Source organism: Phyllobacterium sp. MT110, assembly GCF_058792715.1.
Map to the genome: position 1 here is coordinate 896,837 of NZ_JBXAFE010000001.1, position 23,611 is coordinate 920,447.

The 23,611-nt window shown below is 61.4% G+C and carries 18 protein-coding genes and 1 tRNA gene; 8 read left to right on the forward strand and 11 right to left on the reverse strand.

The window, feature by feature from the left end:
- Window positions 1-4 precede the first annotated feature (4 nt).
- Entirely contained in the window at window positions 5-1,402 is a 1,398-nt protein-coding gene (gene lpdA, locus AC1Q5O_RS04770) for a dihydrolipoyl dehydrogenase (protein WP_492562000.1), read from the forward strand.
- A gap of 637 nt (window positions 1,403-2,039) precedes the next feature.
- On the opposite strand, the gene parE is transcribed toward lpdA, so the two are convergent.
- Together parE and AC1Q5O_RS04780 are read right to left on the reverse strand one after the other, a co-directional pair.
- Window positions 2,040-4,145, reverse strand: a complete 2,106-nt coding sequence (gene parE / locus AC1Q5O_RS04775; RefSeq protein WP_346305109.1) for a DNA topoisomerase IV subunit B — start codon at window positions 4,143-4,145, stop codon at window positions 2,040-2,042.
- Between the two features lie 131 nt (window positions 4,146-4,276).
- Window positions 4,277-4,657, reverse strand: a complete 381-nt coding sequence (locus AC1Q5O_RS04780; RefSeq protein WP_223615098.1) for a helix-turn-helix domain-containing protein — start codon at window positions 4,655-4,657, stop codon at window positions 4,277-4,279.
- A 184-nt stretch (window positions 4,658-4,841) separates the two neighbouring features.
- On the opposite strand from AC1Q5O_RS04780, the gene AC1Q5O_RS04785 reads away from it, so the two are divergent.
- Together AC1Q5O_RS04785 and AC1Q5O_RS04790 are read left to right on the forward strand one after the other, a co-directional pair.
- Window positions 4,842-5,768 (forward strand): DMT family transporter, encoded by a 927-nt coding sequence (locus AC1Q5O_RS04785; protein WP_288193913.1) that lies wholly within the window; start codon window positions 4,842-4,844, stop codon window positions 5,766-5,768.
- Between the two features lie 98 nt (window positions 5,769-5,866).
- Complete coding sequence (locus tag AC1Q5O_RS04790; RefSeq protein WP_492562001.1) at window positions 5,867-7,879, forward strand: acetyl-CoA carboxylase biotin carboxylase subunit; 2,013 nt, start codon at window positions 5,867-5,869, stop codon at window positions 7,877-7,879.
- 124 nt (window positions 7,880-8,003) lie between these two features.
- Here AC1Q5O_RS04790 and lipB read toward each other — a convergent pair whose 3' ends face one another.
- Window positions 8,004-8,720: a lipoyl(octanoyl) transferase LipB gene (gene lipB, locus AC1Q5O_RS04795; protein ID WP_492562002.1), complete on the reverse strand. Its 717-nt coding sequence runs from the start codon at window positions 8,718-8,720 to the stop codon at window positions 8,004-8,006.
- Between lipB and AC1Q5O_RS04800 the strand changes: the two genes are divergently transcribed.
- The 4 genes from AC1Q5O_RS04800 (at window position 8,719) to AC1Q5O_RS04815 (ending at window position 13,291) form a co-directional block, all read left to right on the forward strand.
- Window positions 8,719-9,024: a hypothetical protein gene (locus tag AC1Q5O_RS04800; RefSeq protein ID WP_403173555.1), complete on the forward strand. Its 306-nt coding sequence runs from the start codon at window positions 8,719-8,721 to the stop codon at window positions 9,022-9,024. The genes lipB and AC1Q5O_RS04800 overlap by 2 nt on opposite strands.
- A tRNA-Leu gene (locus AC1Q5O_RS04805) sits at window positions 8,989-9,073 on the forward strand. Before AC1Q5O_RS04800 ends, AC1Q5O_RS04805 begins: the two co-directional genes overlap by 36 nt.
- Before the next feature lie 213 nt (window positions 9,074-9,286).
- A complete protein-coding gene (locus AC1Q5O_RS04810; protein WP_492562003.1) occupies window positions 9,287-12,448 on the forward strand; it encodes an autotransporter domain-containing protein in 3,162 nt (1,053 codons plus the stop codon).
- A 105-nt stretch (window positions 12,449-12,553) separates the two neighbouring features.
- On the forward strand, window positions 12,554-13,291 hold the full coding sequence (locus AC1Q5O_RS04815; RefSeq protein WP_492562004.1) for a BPL-N domain-containing protein: 738 nt from the start codon (window positions 12,554-12,556) through the stop codon (window positions 13,289-13,291).
- A gap of 114 nt (window positions 13,292-13,405) precedes the next feature.
- Here the strand turns inward: AC1Q5O_RS04815 and AC1Q5O_RS04820 are convergent, their stop codons facing one another.
- The 5 genes from AC1Q5O_RS04820 to AC1Q5O_RS04840 all read right to left on the reverse strand — a co-directional run bounded on the left by AC1Q5O_RS04820 (window position 13,406) and on the right by AC1Q5O_RS04840 (window position 17,635).
- Complete coding sequence (locus AC1Q5O_RS04820; RefSeq protein ID WP_346307721.1) at window positions 13,406-13,768, reverse strand: hypothetical protein; 363 nt, start codon at window positions 13,766-13,768, stop codon at window positions 13,406-13,408.
- 222 nt (window positions 13,769-13,990) lie between these two features.
- Window positions 13,991-15,262 (reverse strand): alkyl sulfatase dimerization domain-containing protein, encoded by a 1,272-nt coding sequence (locus tag AC1Q5O_RS04825; protein ID WP_492562005.1) that lies wholly within the window; start codon window positions 15,260-15,262, stop codon window positions 13,991-13,993.
- A 128-nt stretch (window positions 15,263-15,390) separates the two neighbouring features.
- Window positions 15,391-16,137: an ABC transporter ATP-binding protein gene (locus tag AC1Q5O_RS04830; RefSeq protein WP_223615090.1), complete on the reverse strand. Its 747-nt coding sequence runs from the start codon at window positions 16,135-16,137 to the stop codon at window positions 15,391-15,393.
- Between the two features lie 41 nt (window positions 16,138-16,178).
- Window positions 16,179-16,985: an ABC transporter permease gene (locus tag AC1Q5O_RS04835; protein ID WP_492562006.1), complete on the reverse strand. Its 807-nt coding sequence runs from the start codon at window positions 16,983-16,985 to the stop codon at window positions 16,179-16,181.
- A 185-nt stretch (window positions 16,986-17,170) separates the two neighbouring features.
- Window positions 17,171-17,635 (reverse strand): GNAT family N-acetyltransferase, encoded by a 465-nt coding sequence (locus tag AC1Q5O_RS04840; RefSeq protein WP_472461252.1) that lies wholly within the window; start codon window positions 17,633-17,635, stop codon window positions 17,171-17,173.
- A 270-nt stretch (window positions 17,636-17,905) separates the two neighbouring features.
- Between AC1Q5O_RS04840 and AC1Q5O_RS04845 the strand changes: the two genes are divergently transcribed.
- Entirely contained in the window at window positions 17,906-19,951 is a 2,046-nt protein-coding gene (locus AC1Q5O_RS04845) for an oxidoreductase (RefSeq protein ID WP_492562007.1), read from the forward strand.
- Window positions 19,952-20,016: 65 nt separating this feature from the next.
- On the opposite strand, the gene AC1Q5O_RS04850 is transcribed toward AC1Q5O_RS04845, so the two are convergent.
- The 3 genes from AC1Q5O_RS04850 to AC1Q5O_RS04860 form a co-directional block, all read right to left on the reverse strand.
- Window positions 20,017-21,018, reverse strand: coding sequence for an ABC transporter substrate-binding protein (locus tag AC1Q5O_RS04850; protein WP_223615085.1), 1,002 nt, complete (start codon window positions 21,016-21,018; stop codon window positions 20,017-20,019).
- A gap of 399 nt (window positions 21,019-21,417) precedes the next feature.
- The gene (locus tag AC1Q5O_RS04855) at window positions 21,418-22,800 is read right to left on the reverse strand and encodes an FAD-binding oxidoreductase (RefSeq protein ID WP_492562008.1); all 1,383 of its coding nucleotides are present in this window, start codon (window positions 22,798-22,800) and stop codon (window positions 21,418-21,420) included.
- Window positions 22,797-23,609 (reverse strand): ABC transporter permease, encoded by an 813-nt coding sequence (locus tag AC1Q5O_RS04860; protein WP_223615083.1) that lies wholly within the window; start codon window positions 23,607-23,609, stop codon window positions 22,797-22,799. Before AC1Q5O_RS04860 ends, AC1Q5O_RS04855 begins: the two co-directional genes overlap by 4 nt.
- Between the last annotated feature and the right edge of the window lie 2 nt (window positions 23,610-23,611).

Below are 23,611 nucleotides of genomic sequence, written 5' to 3' on the forward strand. Positions count from 1 at the left end.
TCCGATGAAAGATATTTCCTGCAAGCTGCTGGTCATCGGCGCTGGCCCCGGCGGCTATGTCTGCGCCATCCGCGCCGGACAGCTCAATGTCGATACGGTGATCGTCGAAGCGGCGAAGGTAGGCGGCACCTGCCTGCTGGTCGGCTGCATTCCGTCCAAGGCGCTGATCCACGCGGCCGATGAATTTGCCAAGGTCGCGCATTTCGCCGCACGGCAGACGCCTCTCGGCATCTCGGTTGCCGAACCGGCCATCGATTTCACCAAAACAATCGCCTGGAAGGACGGCATCGTCAGCCGCCTCAACAACGGCGTTGCCGGCCTGCTGAAGAAGGCGAACGTCAAGATCGTCACCGGCAAGGCCCGCTTCCGCGACGGCAAGACCATCGAGGTGGAAACCTTGACCGGCCTGCAGATCATCCGCGCCGAAAACGTCGTTATCGCCACGGGTTCGGCGCCGGTCGAAGTGCCGTCGCTGCCGTTCGGCGGCAATGTCATTTCCTCCACCGAAGCGCTGTCGCTGCCGGACGTCCCGGAAAAGCTCGTCGTGGTCGGCGGCGGCTATATCGGGCTCGAGCTCGGCACGGCCTATGCCAAGCTTGGCTCCAAGGTCACGGTTGTCGAAGCCCAGTCAAAAGTTCTGCCGCAATATGACGCGGAGCTGACGCGCCCGGTGGTCAAGCACCTGAACACGCTCGGCATCACCGTCCTCACCGGCGCCAAGGCCAAGGGGGTCAGCAGCAAGGGCGATGCGCTGTTGATCGAAACTGCCGACGGCAAGGACGAGCGCATTGCCGCCGACAAGATCCTGGTGACGGTCGGGCGCAAGCCGGTCACGTCGGGCTGGGGTCTTGAAGAGATCGACATTGACATGGATGGCCGCTTTGTCCGCATTGATGACAAGTGCCGCACCTCGATGCGCGGCGTCTATGCCATCGGCGATGTCACCGGCGAACCCATGCTGGCGCACCGCGCCATGGCGCAGGGCGAGATGGTGGCCGAGATCGTTGCAGGCGAAAACCGCAGCTGGGACAAGCGGGCCATTGCCGCCGTCTGCTTCACCGATCCGGAAATCGTCACGGTGGGCTTGTCGCCGGATGATGCCAAGCAGGCCGGGCATGAGGTCAAGATCGGGATGTTTCCCTTTGCCGCCAATGGCCGCGCCATGACCAAGGAAGGCGAGGAGGGCTTTGTCCGGGTGGTGGCTGCCGCCAGCAATCATCTCATCCTCGGCATTCAGGCCGTCGGCCATGGCGTCTCCGAACTGTCGGCTTCGTTTGCGCTGGCCATGGAAATGGGCGCGCGCCTGGAAGACATCGCCGGAACCATCCATGCGCATCCGACGCAGGGCGAGGGGTTTCAGGAAGCCGCGCTCAAGGCGTTGGGCCACGCGCTGCACATCTAATCAACCTGTCTTCGTATCAAGGGCGCCGGAAACGGCGCCCTTTGCATGCGCCGGGCGCGGCATTGCCTTGCCACGCCCGCGATCGCATCTGGCCATTGCAAAAGAGGAAAGACGGGCGGTCCCTGGAACGCGGGTCTTGGGGTATGTGGTATGCTATGCTTGCGATCCTGGGACCACCCGCCCCGGCGATTTCAGGTCTTGCCTGTTCTGCCTTGTTTCCTCATCGGAAACGCGCACAGCCTCAGCGCAACCTCCTCATCCCGCAGGTTTTCCCTGCGGGATGAAGTGCCGGTCCTTTCCCGACTTTCGAAGGTTTCCGGAAGCATTCCCGCCGGAAAGGACAGGGATGAGAATATCTCGGCTTGGGATGTGGTGGATAAGTTTCAGCCCAAATACTTTTCACCCCCCCCTGTCCTGCCGCCCATCTCCCCCACAAGGGGGGAGATCGCATCGGCATCAATCATCTCGGTCAACTTTCATCCTTGAAGATTAGCTGAAACAGCTGTGAAAGCTGATCTCCCCCCTTGTGGGGGAGATGTCCGGCAGGACAGAGGGGGGTGAAAGCCATTGAGCGCTTGCCCAAAACAAAATGGCGATGCAAAGCACCGCCATTTGAAACAGGTTTCATCGCTGAATATCAGATGTCCAGCTCTTCCACGAACGCGGCGCGGTCCTGGATGAAGCGGAAGCGGGCTTCCGGTTTCGTGCCCATCAGATCATCGACCGCGAGTTTTGTTTCCTCGATCCACTCCTCGTCGATCTGCACCCGCAAAAGCGTGCGCTTCTTGCGGTCCATCGTGGTTTCCTTGAGCTGGTCGGCGCGCATTTCGCCGAGGCCCTTGAACCGTCCGATTTCGATCTTGCCCTTGCCGGTGAACAGGGTGCGCATCAGTTCATCCTTGTGCGCGTCATCGCGGGCATAGGCGACCTTGCCTCCCTGGGCGATGCGGTAGAGCGGCGGCACGCCGAGGAACAGGTGGCCGTTGCGGATGAGTTCCGGCATTTCCTGATAGAAGAAGGTGATCAGCAGCGAAGCGATGTGCGCACCGTCGACGTCGGCATCGGTCATGATGATAATGCGGTCGTAGCGCAAATCCTCGTCGCGGTATTTTGACCGCGTGCCGCAGCCGAGCGCCTGGATCAGGTCGCCGATCTGCTGGTTGGCCGTCATCTTTTCCCGCCCGGCGCTGACGACGTTGAGAATCTTGCCGCGCAGCGGCAGCACCGCCTGCGTGGCGCGGTCCCGCGCCTGCTTGGCCGAGCCGCCGGCGGAATCACCCTCGACGATGAAGAGTTCGGCGCCGAGCGCACCCGTCTGGGTACAGTCGGCCAGCTTGCCCGGCAGGCGCAGCTTGCGCACCGCCGACTTGCGGTTGACTTCCTTTTCCTGGCGGCGCTTGACGCGCTCGTCGGCACGCTCCACCACCCAGTCCAGCAGCTTCGACGCTTCCTGCGGCGAGGCGGCAAGCCAATGATCGAATGGATCGCGGATGGCATTTTCGACAATGCGCTGCGCTTCGACCGTGGCAAGCTTGTCCTTGGTCTGGCCGACGAATTCCGGCTCGCGGATGAACACCGACAGCATGGCCGCCGACGAGATCATCACGTCATCGGTGGTGATGATCGACGCGCGCTTGTTGCCGGTCAGTTCCGCATAGGCCTTCAGGCCGCGGGTGAGGGCGATGCGCAGGCCCGCCTCATGCGTGCCGCCTTCGCCCGTGGGAATCGTGTTGCAGTAGGAATGGACAAAGCCGTCGCCGCCATACCAGGCAACCGCCCATTCCAGCGCGCCGTGCCCGCCGGACTTTTCCGTCCTGCCCGCGAACATGTCGCGCGTGACCTGAAAATCCTTGCCGAGCGAGGCCGCCAGATAGTCCTTCAACCCGCCGGGGAAGTGAAACACCGCCTTGTCAGGCGTCGGGTCCTTCGGGTCGAGCAGGGATGGCGCGCAGTTCCAGCGGATTTCCACGCCGCCGAAGAGATAGGCCTTTGACCGGGCCATCTTGAAAAGCCGGGCCGGATCGAACTTGGCGCCCTGGCCGAAAATCTCCGGGTCCGGATGGAAGGTCACGCGCGTGCCGCGACGGTTGTGCACCTCGCCGACATCCTCGATCGGTCCGAGCGGATGGCCGCGCGAGAAGCGCTGGCGGTAGAGGCGCCGGTTGCGGGCCACTTCCACTTCCACGTGATCGGACAGGGCGTTCACCACCGATATGCCGACGCCGTGCAGACCGCCGGAAGTTTCGTAGACGTCGGAATCGAATTTGCCGCCAGCATGCAGGGTGGTCATGATGACTTCGAGCGCGGATTTGCCGAGCTGCTTGGGATCGGGATGCGGATCGACCGGGATGCCGCGGCCATTGTCGGTGACCGAGAGATAGCCGTTCTCGTCCAGTTCGATATCGATGAAGTTGGCGTGCCCGGCAACCGCCTCATCCATCGAGTTGTCGATGACTTCGGCAAAGAGATGGTGCATCGCCCGCTCGTCGGTGCCGCCGATATACATGCCCGGACGGCGGCGAACGGGTTCGAGACCATCGAGAACCTGGATCTGCGCCGCATTGTAGCCGCCGCTGCTGTCGGGGGCGGCCCGTGCCGGGGCCTTCGCGGCCGCAACCGGCGCGATTTTCACAGGCGGTGCCACCGGCGTCGCGGCGGGTTCGACCCTGGTCTGGTCCACCGCTGCCTGGCGTTCCCGGGCTGTTTTGACTACCGCTGAAAAGAGGTCGTTATTGTCATCCATATCGTATTTTGGCCAATGCTACAGGGGCTGCGAATCACCGGCAATCTTGACATGCTTCGCCGGGAAACGCGATGGGCGTTCGTGATCTGTTCCGGGGTTCACCACAGAACTATGCGGTTAAAACCCAAGTTTCAAGCGGCTTTGAGGCGCGAGACGGCTTTTTCGAGCTCTTCGATCCGCTCGCCCAGCTCCTGGTGCAGAGCCTTGAGATTGGCGATCTGGCTTTTCAGCAGGCGGTTTTCGTCCGCCGTGTCGCTCTCGTCGGGCGATTGTCCGACCCCGTGTATGAGCCAGGTCTGCGTGACCCCGAGCGATCCGGCCAGCATGAACAGGCGGTGGACACCGGGCTCCGACCGGTCGGATTCCCAGGCCGCGATGGTTTCCGGCTTGACGCCGACACGCACCGCGAGCTGCGCCACCGTCATCGACTTGGCGTCGCGCGCGCGGGAAAGGCGGCCGCCCAGCGTGTCCGTGTCGGGCATGGCGGTGATGATGTTGGAGATGAAATTCATGGCTTTCTCCATCTTTTTCTTGTTTTTAAAGTGTAGACGAAAGCTTTTGCACCATTTGGAAGCAGAAAAGTCAAATCCGGCGGCATTCTGCTTCCATTTTGCATTATGCGGATGATTGCATTTTTCCGCAGAGCCGATATGGCTGGGGCCCCACCTGAGCCATTTGTCCCGGAAAGGCCGCACCATGGAAAACACAACCTCGCCGCAAATGAGGGGCGTCGGAACGATGGCCGGTGCGATGTTTATCCTGCCGATGATGGATGCCATCGCCAAATGGCTGTCGACCGTGGACAGCCTGCCGCCGGCCACGGTGACGTTGTCACGCTTCGTTGTCCAGACGATCCTGACCATGCTGATCATCGTGGCGCTGACCGGCATGCGCTCGCTCAAGCCGCACAACCTCTGGGGCAACCTGCTGCGCGGTTTTCTGATGGGCATCGGCAGCCTGTGCTTCTTTGCCGCCGTCAAATACATGCCGCTTGCCGACGCGATGGCGGTGTTTTTCGTCGAGCCGCTGATGCTGACGCTGCTCTCGGCTGTGGTGCTGAAGGAAACCGTCGGCTGGCGCCGGCGCATTGCCGTTGCGGTCGGGTTCATCGGGACGCTGATCGTCATCCAGCCGAGCTGGGAGCTGTTCGGCTGGGTTTCGCTGCTGCCGCTGGGTACGGCGGCGCTATTTGCGGTCTATCTCGTTCTCAATCGCCGCCTGGGCGTGCACGACACGCCGCTGGTCATGCAGCTCTATGCCGGCATCGGCGGTACGGTGACGGTGATCGTCGCGCTGTTCCTCGGCGCCGCCTTCGGCGTCAGCGACATGACGCTGGGCACGCCCGCAACCGGCATGTCCTGGTTCCTTTTGTTTGCCATCGGCGCGATCGCCACGGGCGGGCATCTCCTCGTGGTGCAGGCTTCGCGCCTTGCGCCGGCGTCACTGCTGGCGCCGTTCCAGTATCTGGAAATCGTCATGGCCGTCATCATCGGCCTGTTCGTATTCCAGGAGTTTCCGACCGCGTCGAAATGGCTGGGCATCGCCATCATCATTGCCTCGGGTGCCTATGTGGTCTGGCGCGAGGGGAAAAAGCAGAAAACGCCGGAGCCCGCTTTCAATTAACCGGTCTGCTTTCCATGCAAGCACTGACAATAGCAGTTGAGCAAATCAGCCATTGGCAATAGAACCAGAGGCGCATTTTGTGCGGGAGGTCCATAAAAGTGTTCAAGAAAATCCTGATTGCCAACCGTGGGGAAATTGCCTGCCGCGTGATCAAGTCGGCAAGGAAAATGGGTATCGCCACGGTGGCGGTCTATTCCGACGCGGATCGCGATGCGGTTCATGTCGATATGGCCGACGAGGCGGTGCATATCGGTCCGGCGGCGGCCTCCGAGAGCTATCTCGTCGCCGACAAGATCATTGCCGCCTGCAAGGCGACCGGGGCTGAGGCCGTTCATCCCGGCTATGGCTTCCTGTCCGAGCGCGCCTCCTTCTGCGAAGCGCTGGAGAAGCAGGGCATCGTCTTCATCGGGCCGAAACCCAGGGCGATCATCGCCATGGGCGACAAGATCGAATCGAAGAAATTCGCCAATGCCGCCAAGGTGAATACGGTTCCGGGTTTTCTCGACATCATCACCGATGCGGCGCATGCGGAAAAGATCGCCGGTGAAATCGGTTATCCCGTGATGATCAAGGCCTCCGCCGGCGGCGGCGGCAAGGGCATGCGCATCGCCTGGGACGAGAGCGAAGTGCGCGACGGCTTTGAACGCGCCACCTCGGAAGCGCGCAATTCCTTCGGGGATGACCGGGTTTTCATCGAAAAATTCGTGGTCGAGCCGCGCCACATCGAAATCCAGGTGCTGGGCGACAGTTTTGGCAATTGCATCTATCTCGGTGAGCGCGAGTGCTCCGTGCAGCGCCGCAACCAGAAGGTGGTTGAGGAAGCCCCGTCGCCATTCCTCGACGAGGCCACCCGCAAGGCCATGGGCGAACAGGCCGTGGCCCTGGCCAAGGCGGTGGATTACCAAAGCGCCGGTACGGTCGAGTTCATTGTCGACAAGCACCGCAACTTCTATTTCCTCGAGATGAACACCCGTCTGCAGGTCGAACATCCGGTGACCGAACTGATCACCGGCATCGATCTGGTCGAGCAGATGATCCGCGTGGCGGCGGGCGAAAAGCTCGCGCTGAAACAGTCGGACGTCAAGCTGAACGGCTGGGCCATCGAAAGCCGCCTCTATGCCGAAGATCCCTACCGCAATTTCCTGCCGTCGATCGGCCGCCTGACCCGTTACCGCCCGCCAAGCGAAGGCCCGGTCGGCAAGACCATCATCCGCAACGATACCGGTGTGACGGAAGGCTCGGAAATTTCGATGTTCTACGACCCCATGGTGGCAAAGCTCTGCACCTGGGCGCCGACCCGGCTGGAAGCCATCGACGCCATGGCCGATGCGCTCGATACCTTCGTGGTCGACGGCATCGAGCACAACATCCCGTTCCTGGCGGCGCTGATGCAGCATCCGCGTTGGCGGGAAGGGCGGCTGTCCACCGGCTTCATTGCGGAGGAATTTCCCGACGGTTTCCATCCGATTGCACCAACGGCCGGCGACAGGGACGTGCTGGCCGCCATTGCCCTTGTGGTGGAACTGGTGCGCAAGGGACGCCTCGACGGCCTCAGCGACCGCCTGCGGCCGCATACGGGCAGGATCCGCGCCGAATGGGAGGTGCGGATCAACGATGAATACGTGCCGGCGAAAATTCACCGCAGCGTGGCCAAGCCGCCGGTCAAGATCGAACTGTCGCTGCATGGTGGCGAAGCCATCACCATCCGCAGCGACTGGCGGCCCGGAGATGCGGTCTGGGACGGCTATATCGACGACCGCGCGGTGAAGGCGCAGCTGCGTCCGGTGCTCAACGGCGTGCGCATCGACTGGAAGGGCATGTCGGTGATCGGCCATGCCATGCAGACGCATGTGGCGGCGCTGGAAAAACTGATGCCGGTGAAACTGCCGCCGGATACGTCGAAAATGCTGCTCTGCCCGATGCCCGGCCTGATCGTCTCGATCAACGTGGCGGAGGGTCAAGAGGTGAAGGCGGGTGAAACGCTGGCGATTGTCGAAGCCATGAAGATGGAAAACGTGCTGCGCGCCGACCGCGATCTCACCGTATCGGCCATCAATGCCAAGCAGGGTGACAGCCTGGCCGTGGATGCGGTGATCATGGAGTTTGCCTGATCCGGTTGCATGACCATAGTGCGTGGTTCGACAAGCTCACCATGAGGGATGTGGGGTGATTGCAGTCAGCAAGCTCCCTCATGGTGAGCTTGTTGAACCACGCAGATCGGTTCTGCCAAATCCTCTAGCGCTCGACCGGCCCGAACACAGGCTCGAATGCGTCCCGCAGCGCCCGGTCGAGATCGTCCATGCCGACGGGCAGGCCGAGATCGACGAGGCTGGTCACGCCATGGCCGCGCACACCGCACGGCACGATGCCGTCGAAATGGGCAAGCTCCGGTTCCACATTGATCGAGATGCCGTGGAAGCTCACCCATTTGCGCAGGCGGATGCCGATGGCAGCGATCTTGTCTTCGGCGGGAGACCCGTCCGGCAGCGGCGGGCGTTCCGGCCGGGTCACCCAGACGCCGACGCGGTCCTCGCGCCGCTCGCCGCGCACGTTGAACGCGCCAAGCGTGGCAATGATCCATTGCTCCAGTGCCGCCACGAAGGCGCGGATATCCTCGCGCCGCCGCTTCAGGTCGAGCATGACATAGGCCACGCGCTGGCCGGGGCCGTGATAGGTGTATTCGCCGCCGCGCCCCGTGGCATAAACGGGAAAGCGGTCGGCAGCCAGAAGGTCGCCGTCCTTGGCGCTGGTGCCGGCGGTGTAGAGCGGCGGATGTTCGACCAGCCAGACCAACTCCTTTGCCGTACCGGCGCGAATCGCCGCGACGCGGTCTTCCATGAAGGCGAGGGCGGCATCGTAATCGGTCAGCCCATCGGCGACGCGCCACTCCACTTTCGGGGAATCGCTTTGGGCAAAAAACGCGGAGACGAGATCGTCGCGGTTGTTCTTCATGATCGGAAACCAAACTTTCGACTGTCGCTTCATCCCGGATGAATGGCGGCGGATGGGCCGTTTGCGGCCATCAAAGCGCCGATTCCCTTGGGATAAAGATGGTGAGCCGCATATGGACTTTTTCCTGGAAGATTTCCAGTGTGCGGGGTGCGGCATAACTTTCACCCGGCTTTGTGAAAAACATTCGGGTTTATTGCCGACAGGGCTTGTTTCACTGAAATTCATTTGCTACATGCCGCGAGCCGACACGTTCGGCTTCTACCACAGTGCGGTCGTGGCGGAATTGGTAGACGCGCAGCGTTGAGGTCGCTGTGTCGCAAGACGTGGAAGTTCGAGTCTTCTCGACCGCACCATTTGGTTTCTCTTCAACATTGAAATCATTGCAGAATAGGGCAGCCTAACGGCTGCCCTATTGCATTTCCGGCCGGCACTCTGCCTGCGAACATCACGGTCTCTCCGGTTCCGGTCAAAATAGTCGGGAACTACGGCATCTGCCGTATTGATGCAATGAACGGCGCACATTAGGGATGATGGTTGCGTTGGGGATGCAATGGGGCGGGGGAATAATGCCGAGATCGAATTGGCCGGAGGGGCTTGTCCCCCACCGGCAGGTATGTGGTGCTCGCCCAACACCATTGGCGGCATGGCTGTTCTTCGTCTGTTTGGCCGTATTCTGGCCCGCCCTGTCGCAGGCCCAGACAGCGCCGATTGTAGGTCCCGTGCACGTCACCGTCGGCTATGGCAGCACTGCCAATCCTGTAACGCTCAGTATTGGCGGCGGCGCGCCGACATCAGTGGCGGTAGCAAGCGCTGCAGCGAATGGGACTGCGACTGCATCCGGAACGTCGATCACCTACACGCCGGTACGCGGCTATGCCGGAGCTGACAGTTTCACCTATACCGCCACCAACCTGGACGGAACGTCGGCTCCAGCCACTGTTGACATGACAGTCTCACCGCCTGTTCTTACCATCACGCCATCCTCGTCGCATATCACCCAGGTAGGCACCCCATATACGCAGACCTACACTTTCGCTGGCGGCCAAGCGCCTTTCCGTAACGTTCTCATCAGCGGCATCCCGCAAGGCATGCTCGTCACGCCAGTGACAGGCAACAGCGTTACCTTCTCCGGGACTCCGCAGGTTGCCGGCAACTATTCCGTGATGGTGAGTGCGCAGGACAGCAGCACCGGTGATGGCCCCTTCACAATCGTCAGCACTTTCACACTGACTGTATCGCAATTAACAGTGACGTTAAGTCCGGCAGGGCCGACGCTGCCGGATGCCAGTTCTGGTTCCGCTTATAGCCAGACATTCTCAGCCAGTGGTGGCACAGCCCCCTATAGGTTCACGATTGTGAGCGGCGCACCTCCCGCGGGCATGACATTCAACACCGCGACGGGAGCCCTATCGGGGCTGCCAACCGCCAGCGGTACTTTCCCTTTCAGCGTGCGGGCGACGGATACCAGCACAGGCCCCGGCGCGCCGTTTTCCGCCACGAATAATTATACGCTGACTGTCAATGCCGCTAGCATCAGCTTGGCGCCTTCAACTCTTCCCAACGGCAAAACCGGCGTCAACTATTCCCAAACAATGGTGGCGACCGGCGGGGTGGGCCCCTATACGTTTGCAATCACATCCGGCGGACTGCCAAACGGCATGACGTTAAGCAGCGCGGGCTTTTTGTCTGGTGCACCGGATACGGCTGGAGCGTACAGTTTTACCATCACGGCGACGGACCATCAGAGTTTCAACGGTGCTCAGGCCTACACATTGATAATCAATCAGGCCGCGCCGGTTGCGGTCAACGATGCCGCCGCAACCTTGGCCAACCAGGCCGTCACCATTCCCGTGATTTTCAACGATGGCGGCCCAATAACCTCCATTGCCGTCACCAGCGCGCCCTTGCACGGCACGGTGACCGTGAACGGTCTTAGCGCCGTGTATACGCCGGCCGCAAATTTCTTCGGCACCGATACTTTCACCTACAGCGTCACCGGGCCCGGCGGCACCTCCGCCCCGGCGACGGTCACCATCACCGTATCGCCGCAGGCTGTCCCGGTTGCCGCTGCGCATAGCGCTGCAACGATGGCTGGACATGCCACCACCATTGACACGACGGCGGGCGCCACCGGCGGTCCGTTCACGGGCGCGGCCATTGTGACCCCACCGGCTTTCGGTAGCGCGACCGTGTCGGGCACCAATATCATCTACACGCCGCCAGCCGGGGCGTCAGGCGCGGTCAGCATCGGCTATACCCTGAGCAACGTGTTCGGAGCGTCGCCGCCGGCCACGATCACGCTGACGGTCAATCCGCTGCCGGTGGCCGCGGCCCATTCCGTCTCCACAAGGGCGGGAACGCCGGTGACGGTGAACCTGACGGACGGTGCAACCGGCGGTCCGTTTACCGCCGCGACAATGGTGTCGCTCAGTCCATCGGGGTCGGGCACCGCAACCATTCGCGACGGTGGCAGCCGGGCTTTCCAGCTGGATTTCACGCCCGCCGCCACGTTCAGCGGTGTTGCTACGGTCAGCTACACCCTTGGCAATGCATTCACCACATCGGCGCCCGCTAATGTTACGATTACGGTGATGGCAAGGGCCGACCCATCAAAGGACGTGGAAGTCATCGGTATCGTCAACGCCCAGGCGGAAGGTGCGCGCCGGTTTGCCGATGCCCAGCTGTCGAACTATGGCGACCGGTTGCGCCAGCTGCGCCGGGGCGGCGGCAATGAGTCCAGCCAGGGCATCAGCCTGAACACGCCGCGCAGCGACGACGGGACAAAAGATCGGCGCGACCCGGCCGACGCAACGCCGCTCGGGTTTTTCACCGAGCCGAGACGAACCCGGCCTGCCGAGCCGTTCAACAGAGTGGTCGCGGAAAAGCCGGTTCCATCCCGCTTCGGCGTCTGGACGGCCGGTCAGGTCGACATTGGCGACACATCCGGCAAATCCTCCGGATCAGCCCGGGATTTTACAACCTCCGGTGTGAGTGCCGGGCTGGATTACCGTTTCAACGAACGGTTGACCGCCGGTATCGGTCTTGGTTACGGCAGGGACAGGACGGATATTGGCAGCAATGGTACGCGCAGCGAAGGTGAAAGCTGGAGCATCGGAACCTATGCCAGCTGGCGGCCGATCAGGAATACCTATTTTGAAGCCGTGCTCGGCTATGGCGCGCTTTCCTTCGACAGCAAGCGCTACCTGACGGAAGATGGCGGCTTCGCCAATGGTTCCCGCGATGGGCAGCAGGTGTTCGGCAGCGTGAAGGCCGGGTATGAAATAAGCCGGGATGCCCTCTACTTCACTCCTTATGTCGGGATGGACGCATCCTGGACGAAGCTCGATGCCTTCAACGAAAGGGATGGCGGATCGAACAGCCTGCGCTACGGCAACCAGACGGTGAATTCACTCGTTGCCGTCGTGGGTTTTGAGGCGGATTATACCTATCGTTTCACCGGCTACACGTTCACGCCGAACCTGAAGGCCGAATGGCGCTACGACATGGCAAATGCGAGCGACATTGACCTGAATTATATCGATTGGTCCGGCGGCCCGTTGTTCAGTCTCAAGGGGGATGGCACGGTTCGCAACGCGGTCCGGCTGGGCCTGGGTTTCGACGTGGTCCTCGACCAGGGGCTGAATCTCGGCCTTGCCTACAACACCACGCTTGGAGAAGGCGGCGCCATTCGCCATGGCTTCAATGCAAAGGCCGGTCTGAGGTTCTAGACCTCGTCACTCCGTGCAGCTTGCTCTGGCTGGTTCCTTCTCAAAATTAAACCGCAATTCGATTTAGGGTAGATCGCACCGCATCACTCTAAAGGATTTGTTCTGATGTTCAGCGCCGCAAAATACGCACTTCTCGCATGTTTTCTCGTGTTGAATGCTCCCGCCAATGCATCGCAATCCGCCGTTGCGCTCGTATATCGCGGGCCTGCCGGTTGTGATGATTGTTCATCGGCGGCCGCCGAAGCCCTGAGGAACAGCACCTTTCATTTTGATGTTAAATTCATCGGCCCCAATGAGCAGCTGAAGCTGGTGCCATCCAGTTTCATTGGAGCTTCCTTATATGTACAACCCGGCGGCGGACAGGACATTGACGGCGCAAGGAGAAGCCTGGGCAAGGCGGGCATCCAGGCCGTCCGGGATTTTGTATCCAAAGGCGGCCGGTATTTTGGAATTTGCATGGGCGCGTATCTCGGTACGGATTTGGGCTTTGACATCGTCGAAGGAGAAACGGATTCCGAGGTCGGGAGGCCGGGGTTTTCCGTGTCCGATATCGGCGATCACGTGGTGCCGGTTCAATGGGCAGGGGCGTCATTGTGGACATATTTTCAGGATGGTCCGCATCTGCCCAGAAATCATGCGAATTCAGGTTTCCGGGAACTTGCCCATTATCAGAATGGCGATCTGGCGGCCGCTCGTTACGCATTTGGCAAAGGCAGCGCGACTTTGGTCGGGCCGCACCCTGAAGCGCCCCAGAAATGGTATGATCATTACGATCTGCACAATCCTGATGGTGTGAACTCCAGGCTGATCCAAGGATTGCTGAATGCGGCGATGGCAGAATGAGGCTCCGGGGATCAGACCCGTCATCATCCGCGTGGATGCCGCTGGCAATACCAGAACAATAGCGGTCATCCCCGGGCGGAAAGAGGGGGAAAGTCCGGGGCGTCGCCGATCAGGTCAAAAACTCGGGCCGCTGTTGGTCGTCCACTCCGCATCGGGCACACCATCGGTAAAGCCGCGTTGCGCAACCACGAACGTGATGTCGGACTCCAGGACAAAGGGCGTCGTTTCATAATAGGCGGTTGCAATGCAATCTTTTTCGGCGCGTGTCAGCCCGCGGCTGGTGATGACGTCGACGTTGTATTCGTTCTCGTCGGTGGGTGCCAGTTTTACTTTATAATGACAGTCACGTGGAATATGGATCCTGATTACTTCGATGCCAAAGGGCCATCTGACCTTCACGGAATCTCCGCGATCGTAGTATTGATCGGTTGTGATCTCGTTCGACAGTGCTGGAGATGATGACTTGTGCTTTGTCATTTGCTTTTTTCCTCCAATATCCCGGAAGTATCCAACAACGGTTGCATCAGGAAATCAAGGTGACGACGATGTCCCTACTTGGGTCATGCGGGCGTCTGCAGGTTGCCGGATGCACACCTGCCAGCAGGGGAAACAAAGCCAGATAAGAATGGCTGGATAGCGGCCGTCCCGGCCCTGTGCCGGCGAAGCATGCTAGGCCCGGCGCTTTGCCGCCTGAGCCTGCTATTGCAGGTGTTCTTCGGACTCGCGCTGCGAATAGGCTAGGATCGCCTTGCCGATCAAGGAGGTCTCCGCGTCGATGCAGTCGGCATAGATGGCCGCGCGCACGCGGTGCACCGCCTTGTCCTGCGGCGCGGCCGCCACGGCAAATTCGATCAGGTGTACGGCCAGGCGGGCCTGGCCCGCGGCCCGCAGCGCCTCGGCTCGTTGCGCCAGGTTTTCGACGCCGCCTGCAAGGCGCGCGATTTCCCGGCCGAGGTCCCGGTCAGCCGCCGGCTTGAGATGCGCGGGGTTTCCGTCAAACCAGCCGGCATAGAGATGCCAGACGCTGCGCACGACAAAGGCGGGATCATCATATTTCGGCAGAAGATAGGGTTTGCCGAGAAGCTCCGAGGGCGCCTGGACGCTCTGCAGGATTGAATTCAGCGTGTCGCCCCCGTTCATCCGCTCAAGTGTCTGGCTAACGAGGCTCTCCAGGGCGCTGGCAGCGTCATCCAGCATCTGCGCCACGCGCGCGGCGCCAGCAACGACCGGTCCATGGCCGGGAACCAGGATGTGGGGTTCGAGCGTATGCATATTGCGCAGCGTTGACGCCCAATCCTGCGGATATCGCTGCACCTTGCGCGGATTGCCGGCATTTGGGAACACCCAAATGACAAAATCGCCGCTGACCAGAGTTTTCTTCTGCGGCAGCCAGACAAAGGTTGCATCGTCCGTTTCGCCGCGCCCATGCGTCAGTTCCATGCGCAGGCCGCCGATATCGAGGCTGAGCCGATCGTCATAGACCTCGTCGGGGCGCCGGTGCTCGCCGGGGAAGACATAGCCGGCTTTGTTGAACTGGCGTCCCATGACGAGACTGTTCAGATCCTGCGACTGGTCATAGCGTGCGAAGCGCTGCAAGACGTTGCGGTGTGCAACGATCCGCGGGCGGGCAACGCCGTTGGCGTCCGCTTCCGCATCCAGGAGGCGGGCACCCCAGGTATGGTCGATATGGCCGTGGGTATAGATGACCGTGTGGACGGGACTGCTGTCCCAGCGGCGGATCACGTCGAGCGTTTCCCGCGCGGTCTCCCGGCCGCCCGTATCGATGAGCACCAGTCCGGCGCCGGTGCGGATTGCCGTGACATTGCCGACGACGTAATGCGTGGAGACAACGATCATATCGTCGCAGACGGCTTGCGCGGAACCGCCGGTGACGGCTGCGCTCCATTCTTCCATGGCCGCTTCGCCGCGCCATAATCTCTCGAAAAGGCGGTTCATGTCTGTGTCATGCATGGAATGGATCCTTCATCGCGATGGTCCCGCATACAACAGGCCTCCTGACAGCTTCATGTCAGGAGGCATTGTCCTTCCGCGCGGGTCAAGAGCGACCCGGATGTCTCCAGCATGTTTCGTGCTTGGCGCTATTGGTGGCCGAAATACGCATTCGCGACGGTTTCGGCATCTCCATCCATCTTGACCTTGCCATGCTCGAGCCAGACGATACGGCTGCAATTGGCGAGGAGCAACTGTCTGGAGTGGCTGGCGATGATCAGGATCTTGGTCTTGTTGACGAGGTCGTGCAGGCGCTCATTGGCCTTGTTCTGAAAGCTTTCATCGCCCGCCGCCAGCCATTCGTCCATGATCAGGATTTCCGGCTGGATGACGGTCGAGATCGAAAAGGCCAGGCGCAGCTGCATGCCGGTCGAATAGGTCCTGACCGGCATGTCGAGGAAGTTGCCGAGTTCGGAGAATTCTTCGATCTCCGCCTGTTTGGCGGCCATCTCGCGCTTGGAAAAGCCGAGCAGCGCGCCGCGGATGCGGATGTTTTCCCGCCCGGTGGCTTCCGCATCGATGCCCAGCGAGATGTTGATCAGCGAGGTGCATTTGCCGTTGATGGCGATGCGCCCGCCGGAGGGATAGTACACGCCGCTCATCACGCGCAACAGCGTGGTTTTCCCCGAGCCGTTGTGGCCGATCAGGCCGAGCCGTTCGCCGTCGTTCAGGCTCAGGCTGATCGATTCCAGGCCGCGGATGATCACATGGCCTTCGGCGTTCGAGCCGATGGTGCCGCCCGTCGCCAGACTCATGACCTGGTTCTTGAGGGACCGGCTTTTCGCATTGTAGATCGGAAAATCCACAGTGACGTTATCGAGTATCATAGAAGTCATGTTGGCCTTCGCAGGAAAAGGGTGGGGCGTGCCGAAAGGGTTTAGAGCCAATAGGTGATGCGCGAGCGGTAGCGGTTGAGGAAGAGCAGGGCGACGATCCATCCGATGATGGCCATGCCGGCGACCATGCCCCAATTGAGCGCGGTGCCCGTCTGCCCGAGCAGCGGCTCGCGGACCACGCTGATGAGATGATAAAACGGGTTGAGATCCAGCATCAGCATGGATTTGTCCGCCGGCAGCTGGTGCGGCTGCCACATGATGGGCGTCACATACATGCCGACCTGCATGACGTTCTGGATGATCTGCGTCAGGTCGCGGTAGCGCGTGCACACCACCGCCAGCACCACCATCATCCACAGAAGGTTGAGCGAGACGAGAACGAACGCCGGGAAGACCAGCAGGGCGGTCCATCCCATGAACTTGCCGAACAGCAAGAGCACGATGGGGAAAATGACGATGTTGTGGAACAGGATGATCGAGTTGCGCCACCAGGTGCGCAGGACATAGGTGAAGAACGGCAGCGGCAATTGCAGCATCGTCTCGGTATTGGAGATGAAGCTGAGGCAGCCCTCGTTGATGAGCTGCGAAAAATACCCCCACATGATGAGGCCGACGCAGATGAAGGGCAGGAACTCGGACATGGGCGAGCGGAAAATGGTGCCGAATATCACGCCCAGGGCGCCGATCAGCACGCCCATGTTGATGGTCAGCCAGAAGGCGCCCACGCTGGAGCGCCGGTAGCGCTGCGCCACGTCCTGCCAGCCGAGAAGCGCGGCGAGATGAAAATTGTTCACGGCAGCCGTGATATCTTCCCATGCGGTGATTTTCTGCGAATTCGCTATGGTCATGTCGACGCGCGTCTTTCCTTACAATGCGGGCTTTAGCATGCGGGCAAGGCCCTGCCGGACCTGCCTATACACCGGTTGGCAGAACAATTCCAAGCCGCATCGCATTTCATCAACACGGTAGAAGCGCGGAGGATGGCGATGGATCGAGCAAAACCGGCTCCGGACAGGAGATTTGAAATGATCGCCTAGTTCAGCGGTTTGACCAAAAAGAGGCATGGATGGCCTTCCGCCCACAATGTGGGGAAGATTTCCGCCTTGAGAAAACCGTTGCGGTCATAGAAGGCGCGCGTGCTGTCGAGATGCGGTTCATGCCGGCCGCGCGGCGCCAGCGTCTTGACCGTCAGCAGGGAGCAGCCGGACTGGCGCGCATGGGCTTCGGCGGCCTGGAGGAGGGAACGGCCGATCCCCCGGCCATGGAATTGCCGGCGTGTGGCGATCACAAGGATTTCCGCCGCCGCCGGCGGGTGGTATTTGAGCGCGATGAAGCCGGTGCAGGTTCCCATGTCCGTATGGGCGAGAACGGGCAGCCCGGTCACCAGATCGGCGCAGGCGGCAATGCCATCCGGTTCCTCGAACCATTCCGGCAGGCCGCTCATGATGTCGGCGCACAGGGCGCTCTTGTTGTCAGGGCAGGTGATTTCACTGATCATCGGGACGATCTCTCCGCTGTTGGTTGCATCCATGCGAAACACGGCATGAAAAATTTCATCCAGGATGTAGACGCGGCGCGGCGGAGCGGATTTAGGGAATTTCTGTGCGATCAAGCGGTTGTGAATGCCGGTAAGCTTTGCACTGAAATCGCAAGGCCGGACGGGCTGCGGCGTGCATCTGACGAATCCGCACCACAATAGGTCGCGCGGGAGAAACCCGTCGGGTGATTCCCGCTGTAGGATCGCGGAAAACAACGGGAACCCAGACCATTGTCCTCACATGCCGATCCGCTTCTGCAACCCTATCAGCTGAAACATCTGCGCCTGAAAAACCGTCTGATGTCGACCAGCCACGAGCCGGCCTATTCGGAAGACGGGATGCCGAAGACCCGCTACCGGCTTTACCATGCGGAGAAGGCCAAGGGCGGCATCGCCCTGACGATGACGGCGGGGTCGGCGGTCGTGTCGCGCGAGTCGCCGCCGGCCTTCGGCAATCTGCATGCCTATAAGGACGAGATCGTGCCCTGGCTGCGCGACCTTGCCGACGATTGCCATGAACACGGCGCCGCCGTGATGATCCAGCTGACGCATCTCGGCCGCCGCACCAGCTGGAACAAGGCTGACTGGCTGCCCGTGGTTTCGGCTTCGCCGGTGCGCGAGCCTGCCCACCGGGCCTTTCCCAAGGAAGCGGAAGACTGGGATATCGAGCGGATTGTTGCCGACTATGCATCGGCGGCGCAGCGCATGCAGGCGGCGGGGCTCGACGGCATCGAGTTCGAGGCCTACGGCCATCTCATGGACGGGTTCTGGTCGCCCGCCACCAACCGGCGCGACGATGAATATGGCGGCTCGCTCGACAATCGCCTGCGCTTCACCTGGGCGGTGATCGACGCCGTGCGCCGGTCCGTCGGCCCGGATTTCATCGTCGGCATCCGCATGGTGGCCGACGAGGACTGGGAGCAGGGCCTGTCGCGGCGGGAGGGCGTCGAGATCGCCCGGCGCATCGCGGCATCGGGCAAGTTCGACTTTCTCAACATCATTCGCGGCCATATCGATACGGATGCGGCGCTCAACGAGGTCATTCCGGTGCAGGGCATGCGCTCGTCGCCGCATCTCGATTTTGCCGGGGATGTCAGGCAGGAAACAAAGTTTCCGGTCTTCCATGCGGCGCGCATCGCCGATGTGGCCACGGCCCGCCATGCCATTGCCGAGGGCAAGCTCGACATGGTCGGCATGACCCGCGCCCATATTGCCGATCCGCATATCGTGCGGAAAATCGAGGCGGGCGAGGAACACCGCATCCGCCCCTGTGTCGGCGCGACCTATTGCCTTGACCGCATCTATGAGGGCGGCGAGGCCCTGTGCATCCACAATGCGGCGACCGGCCGCGAAGGCAGCATGCCGCACGCCATCGCCAAAGCGGCAACCAGCCGGACGGTCGTGGTCGTCGGGGCAGGGCCTGCCGGACTGGAGGCGGCGCGTGTTGCGGCCGAAGGCGGGCATAGCGTCACCGTGCTGGAGGCCTCGGACCATGCGGGCGGGCAGGTGCGCCTTGCCGCGCAGAATCCGCGGCGCAAGGAGATGATCGGCATTGTCGACTGGCGGCTCGAGGAGCTGCAGCGGCTGGGTGTTTCCCTGCGCTACAATGTCTGGGCCGAAACCGGCGATGTGCTTGGGCTTTCGCCCGATGTGGTGGTGATCGCCACCGGAGGGTTGCCGCAAAATCCGCCCCTGGCGGCGGGCGATGATCTGGTCACCTCAAGCTGGAATATCCTGGCGGGCGCGGTGAAGCCGGGCGAAACGGTGCTGCTCTATGACGACAATGGCGGCCATCAGGGCATGAGCGCGGCGGAGATGATCGCGCGCGCCGGTTCAAAGCTCGAACTTGTCAGCCCGGAACGGTTTTTCGCACCGGAAATGGGCGGCATGAACCACGTGCCCTATATGCGGGCGTTCCACGAGCACGGCGTGCGGGTGACCATCAACACGCGGCTGATGAGCGTCGCCCGCAACGGCAACCAGCTTGTCGCGACACTGGGCTCGGATTTCGATCCGGACTATCACGAGGAACGGCTGGTGGATCAGGTGGTTGTCGAGCACGGCACCTTGCCGATCGATGATCTCTACCGCGAGTTGAAGCCGCTGTCGCGCAATGGCGGTGCGGTGGATTACGGCAACCTGGTCAATGGCGGCGCCATTTTCCCGCAGCGGCTGGCGGAGGGGCAATTCGATCTGTTGCGGATCGGCGATGCGGTGCACGCCCGCAATATCCATGCCGCCATCTATGACGGGCTGCGTTACGCCATCCGGTTTTGACGGCGCCCGCGTGATGCGGCAGCTATCTCCCCCAATGAGGGGGAGATAAACGACGCCAGCCAGTGTTACTTCAGCGAAGCCTTCACCTTTGTTGCCACGTCGGCGCTGACCCATTTGGTCCAGATGTCCTCGTGGTTCTTGAGGAAGTATTTTGCACCGTCTTCGCCGGTTGCCTGATTGTCGGTCATCCAGGCGAGCAGTTCGTTGACGGTCTTGTTGGACCATGACCGCGCCTTCAGATAGTCCATGACCGGGCCGGACTTTTCGCTGAACTTCTTGGTGACCACCGTATCCACTTCGGCCAGTTCCCAGGCGTTCTTTTTCGGGTCGGCGCAATCGGCCACGGTGTTGCAGCGCTTCCATTCCGCCGCGTTGAAAGGTGCGCCGTGATCAAGCCTGACCATCTGGTACTTGCCGAGGAGGGCGGTGGGTTCCCAGTAGTAACCGACCCAGCCCTGCTTGCGTTCATAGGCCTTGGCGAGCGACCCGTCGAGGCCGGCAGCCGACCCGGTGTCAACCAGGGTAAAGCCCTTCTTCTCCGCATCATAGGCCTTGAAGAACTGTGCGGTCGCCAGCGTGCCGCCCCAGCCGGGAGGACCATTGAACACAGCGCCCTTGGAAGCGTCTTCCGGCGCCGGGAACAGTTCGGGATGTTTCAGCGCATCGTCGATGGTCTTGATGTCGGGGTGGGCATCGGCGATGTATTTCGGAATCCACCAGCCCTGAACGCCGCCGTCCGACAGCGATTTTCCGGTATAGACGAGCTTGCCGTCGGCAACGGCCTTGTCGAGGATATCGCGCATGAAATCGACCCAGCCTTCGGGAGCGATGTCCGGCTGGCCCTTTTCGGTCATCGATGTCAGGGTCGGGATCGTATCGCCCTGCACGATGTCGGCATTGCAGCCATAGCCCTTGTTGAGAATGATCTTGTCGAGATTGGCCAGAACCTCCGCCGATTGCCAGTTCATGCTGGCAATGGTCACGTCACCGCACTCGGCTGCCGAAGCCGCGCCCGCGGCACCCATCAGGGCAAAGGCCATGACGCTGCTCATCAATAGTGTCTTCATGTGAGAACCCCTTTTGTTGGTTTTATGGTGTTGGTGGTGGAGATGGCCGTTCGCAGCAGCACCGGACGCAGGGACTGCACCCGGCCTGTACAAAGCCGATTGGAGAAAGGCTGGACCATGGCTGAAACGATAACCCTGCATGGGGTGCCCGAGAAGCCCGAACGCGCCACATGCTTTGTTCTCAGCGACATGGCTGGGAAGAGCAGAATACGCTTGTTGCAATGATATCGTGCGTGGTTCGACAAGCTCACCATGAGGGAGATGGCGGGCTGCAAGGCCAATCGGAAATGTTGAGTTTGAACACTCTTGCAGAATATGGCTCCCTGCAAAGCACCAATCTCCCTCATGGTGAGCTTGTCGAACCACGCACACCAGTAATGCCATGTGTTATTTGAATGGCTAACCAATAATTTTGCCGGGGTTCATGATGCCGTTCGGATCGATGGTCCGCTTGATCGTCCGCATCAGGGAAAGTTTCACCGGGTCGGCCAGCGCCTGCAGTTCCGGCATCTTTTCCAGGCCGATTCCATGCTCGGCGGAGAAGGAGCCGCCCATCTGCCGCAGGTTGGCATAGACGATATCCTTGACCGCATCCTTGCGCGGGTTCTCGTCTTCGCCCGCCACGCAGATATGCAGGTTGCCGTCGCCGAGATGGCCGAAGGCAAAGCCCCTGACATCGGCGCCGAGCGCCGCGACACCCCTGTCGAACTGCCTGAGATAGGCATCCAGATGCTGCAGCGGCACGGAAATGTCGAACCAGTAGCCATGCGGATAGGCACGGGTGATGACATTGCTGTCTTCGCGGATATTCCAGATGTCGTTCCGTTCCTTGCCGCTCTGGGCAATGATGGCATCGAGCACCAGTTCGTTTTCGATGGCAGCGCCAAGCGCCTCTTCCAGCGCTGTTTGTGCGGCTTGCTGGTCGAGGCCCTCGGTTTCGACAATGAGATAGACAGGCGCCGCGGTGAATGCGGCGAGCGATGCGGGACCAAGGGCTTCGACGGCAAGGCTGAAGTAGGTCTGCGCCATGAATTCGGTGCGCAGCAGACGCAGCGCGCGATCCTGCCGGAGCGTCTGGAACAGCGACACCGCCGTTGCGGCGGACGGGCAGGCGACAAGCGCGGTGGCGGTAAACCGGTCGACCGGCGCCAGTGCGAGGACGGCGCGGGTGACGATGCCGAGCGTGCCTTCCGCGCCGATGAAGAGCTGCTTCAGGTCATATCCCTCATTGCTCTTGGTCACCTCGGCGAGATCGCTCATGACGGAGCCGTCGGGCAGGACCACTTCGAGCCCCAGCACACGCTGGCGCATGACGCCGAGCCGGAATGCCTCCATGCCGCCGGCATTGGTGGAAATCATGCCGCCGATGGTGGCGCTGCCGCGCGAGGGGATGTCGATGCCGGTGGTGAGGCCGACCTTGGCGGCCTCCTCCTGCAACGCCTGCAGGGTGACGCCGCTTTCGACGATGGCGGTTCCCGCCGCGGCTTGCACGGATTCGATCCGGTTGAGCGCAGCCAGCGACAGAATGATTTCGTCCCTCTGCGAGACGGCGCCGCCGGCAAGGCCGGTGCGCCCGCCATGCGGGACAATGGCGATCCGGTTGTCGTTGCAGAATTTGACGACGGCGCAGACCTGTTCGACATTCCGGGGGATGACCATCAGCCCCGCATCGAGATTGTGCGGATCGGAGCCCGGATGAATGGCCCGCAAGGCGTCGCCCGTCTTGATTCCGCCCGCGCCGGTTATCGCCTCAAGCGCTGTTACACTATGGTCTGCAATCATTTTGTCTCCGATGTCCCGCGCCGTTCGATAAAAATCCTCAGGGCGAGGATGACCGCGGTGACGATGATCAGAAGCACGGAAATGGCGGCGATGGCAGGATCAATATTGTCGCGCAGGCCCATCCACATCAGGCGCGGCAGCGTAATAGCATTGACGCTGGTGATGAACAGGGTGACGCCGATCTCCTCCCAGGACAGCACGAAGGACAGCAGCGCCGCCGTGGCGATGCCGAACTTGATGTTGGGAATGATGATGCGGAAGGCGCGGGTGGTCAGATCAGCGCCAAGACCGCGCGCCGCAAGATCGATGCGCCGGTCCACCTGGAACAGCGCGACAAGGATGAGAACCACGGCAAAGGGCGTGATCATCACCGCATGGGCCAGCGCCACGCCGATCCAGGTGTCATAGCCGATGAAGCTGTTGAAGGCGGAAAGCGTCGTCATGAGGAAATACAGCGTCATGGCCGACACGACGGGCGGGACGATCAGCGGCAGCAGCACGAAGCCGATGAGCAGCGCGGAAAAGCGCGGCTGGAACATCCAGATGCCGAGGCCGAACAGGGTGGCCAGCACGGTGGCGATGGCGCTGGAAAGAATGCCGATGCGCAGGCTGAGCAGCACGCTTTGTCCCCATGCCGGATTGTCGATGAGGGCCTGATAATGCCGCAGCGACAGCGTGCCCGTCGGCATCGACAGAAACCGTTGCGGCGTGAACGACACGGGCACGACGGCCAGAAGCGGCATCAGCAGGAACAGCGCGACGGCGGTGGCAATGATCAGGAGGACGGGACCGGGACGGGATGATTGCATGG

Coding starts and splice junctions, on each gene's coding strand:
- AC1Q5O_RS04780 (WP_223615098.1), bottom strand. CDS start 4,657: ATGAATTTCATCTCCAACATCATCACCGCCATGCCCGACACGGACACG.
- AC1Q5O_RS04810 (WP_492562003.1), top strand. CDS start 9,287: ATGCCGAGATCGAATTGGCCGGAGGGGCTTGTCCCCCACCGGCAGGTA.
- AC1Q5O_RS04850 (WP_223615085.1), bottom strand. CDS start 21,018: ATGAAGACACTATTGATGAGCAGCGTCATGGCCTTTGCCCTGATGGGT.
- AC1Q5O_RS04800 (WP_403173555.1), top strand. CDS start 8,719: ATGATCGGAAACCAAACTTTCGACTGTCGCTTCATCCCGGATGAATGG.
- lpdA (WP_492562000.1), top strand. CDS start 5: ATGAAAGATATTTCCTGCAAGCTGCTGGTCATCGGCGCTGGCCCCGGC.
- AC1Q5O_RS04820 (WP_346307721.1), bottom strand. CDS start 13,768: ATGACAAAGCACAAGTCATCATCTCCAGCACTGTCGAACGAGATCACA.
- parE (WP_346305109.1), bottom strand. CDS start 4,145: ATGGATGACAATAACGACCTCTTTTCAGCGGTAGTCAAAACAGCCCGG.
- AC1Q5O_RS04815 (WP_492562004.1), top strand. CDS start 12,554: ATGTTCAGCGCCGCAAAATACGCACTTCTCGCATGTTTTCTCGTGTTG.
- AC1Q5O_RS04785 (WP_288193913.1), top strand. CDS start 4,842: ATGGAAAACACAACCTCGCCGCAAATGAGGGGCGTCGGAACGATGGCC.
- AC1Q5O_RS04840 (WP_472461252.1), bottom strand. CDS start 17,635: ATGATCAGTGAAATCACCTGCCCTGACAACAAGAGCGCCCTGTGCGCC.
- AC1Q5O_RS04860 (WP_223615083.1), bottom strand. CDS start 23,609: ATGCAATCATCCCGTCCCGGTCCCGTCCTCCTGATCATTGCCACCGCC.
- lipB (WP_492562002.1), bottom strand. CDS start 8,720: ATGAAGAACAACCGCGACGATCTCGTCTCCGCGTTTTTTGCCCAAAGC.
- AC1Q5O_RS04825 (WP_492562005.1), bottom strand. CDS start 15,262: ATGCATGACACAGACATGAACCGCCTTTTCGAGAGATTATGGCGCGGC.
- AC1Q5O_RS04830 (WP_223615090.1), bottom strand. CDS start 16,137: ATGACTTCTATGATACTCGATAACGTCACTGTGGATTTTCCGATCTAC.
- AC1Q5O_RS04855 (WP_492562008.1), bottom strand. CDS start 22,800: ATGATTGCAGACCATAGTGTAACAGCGCTTGAGGCGATAACCGGCGCG.
- AC1Q5O_RS04835 (WP_492562006.1), bottom strand. CDS start 16,985: ATGACCATAGCGAATTCGCAGAAAATCACCGCATGGGAAGATATCACG.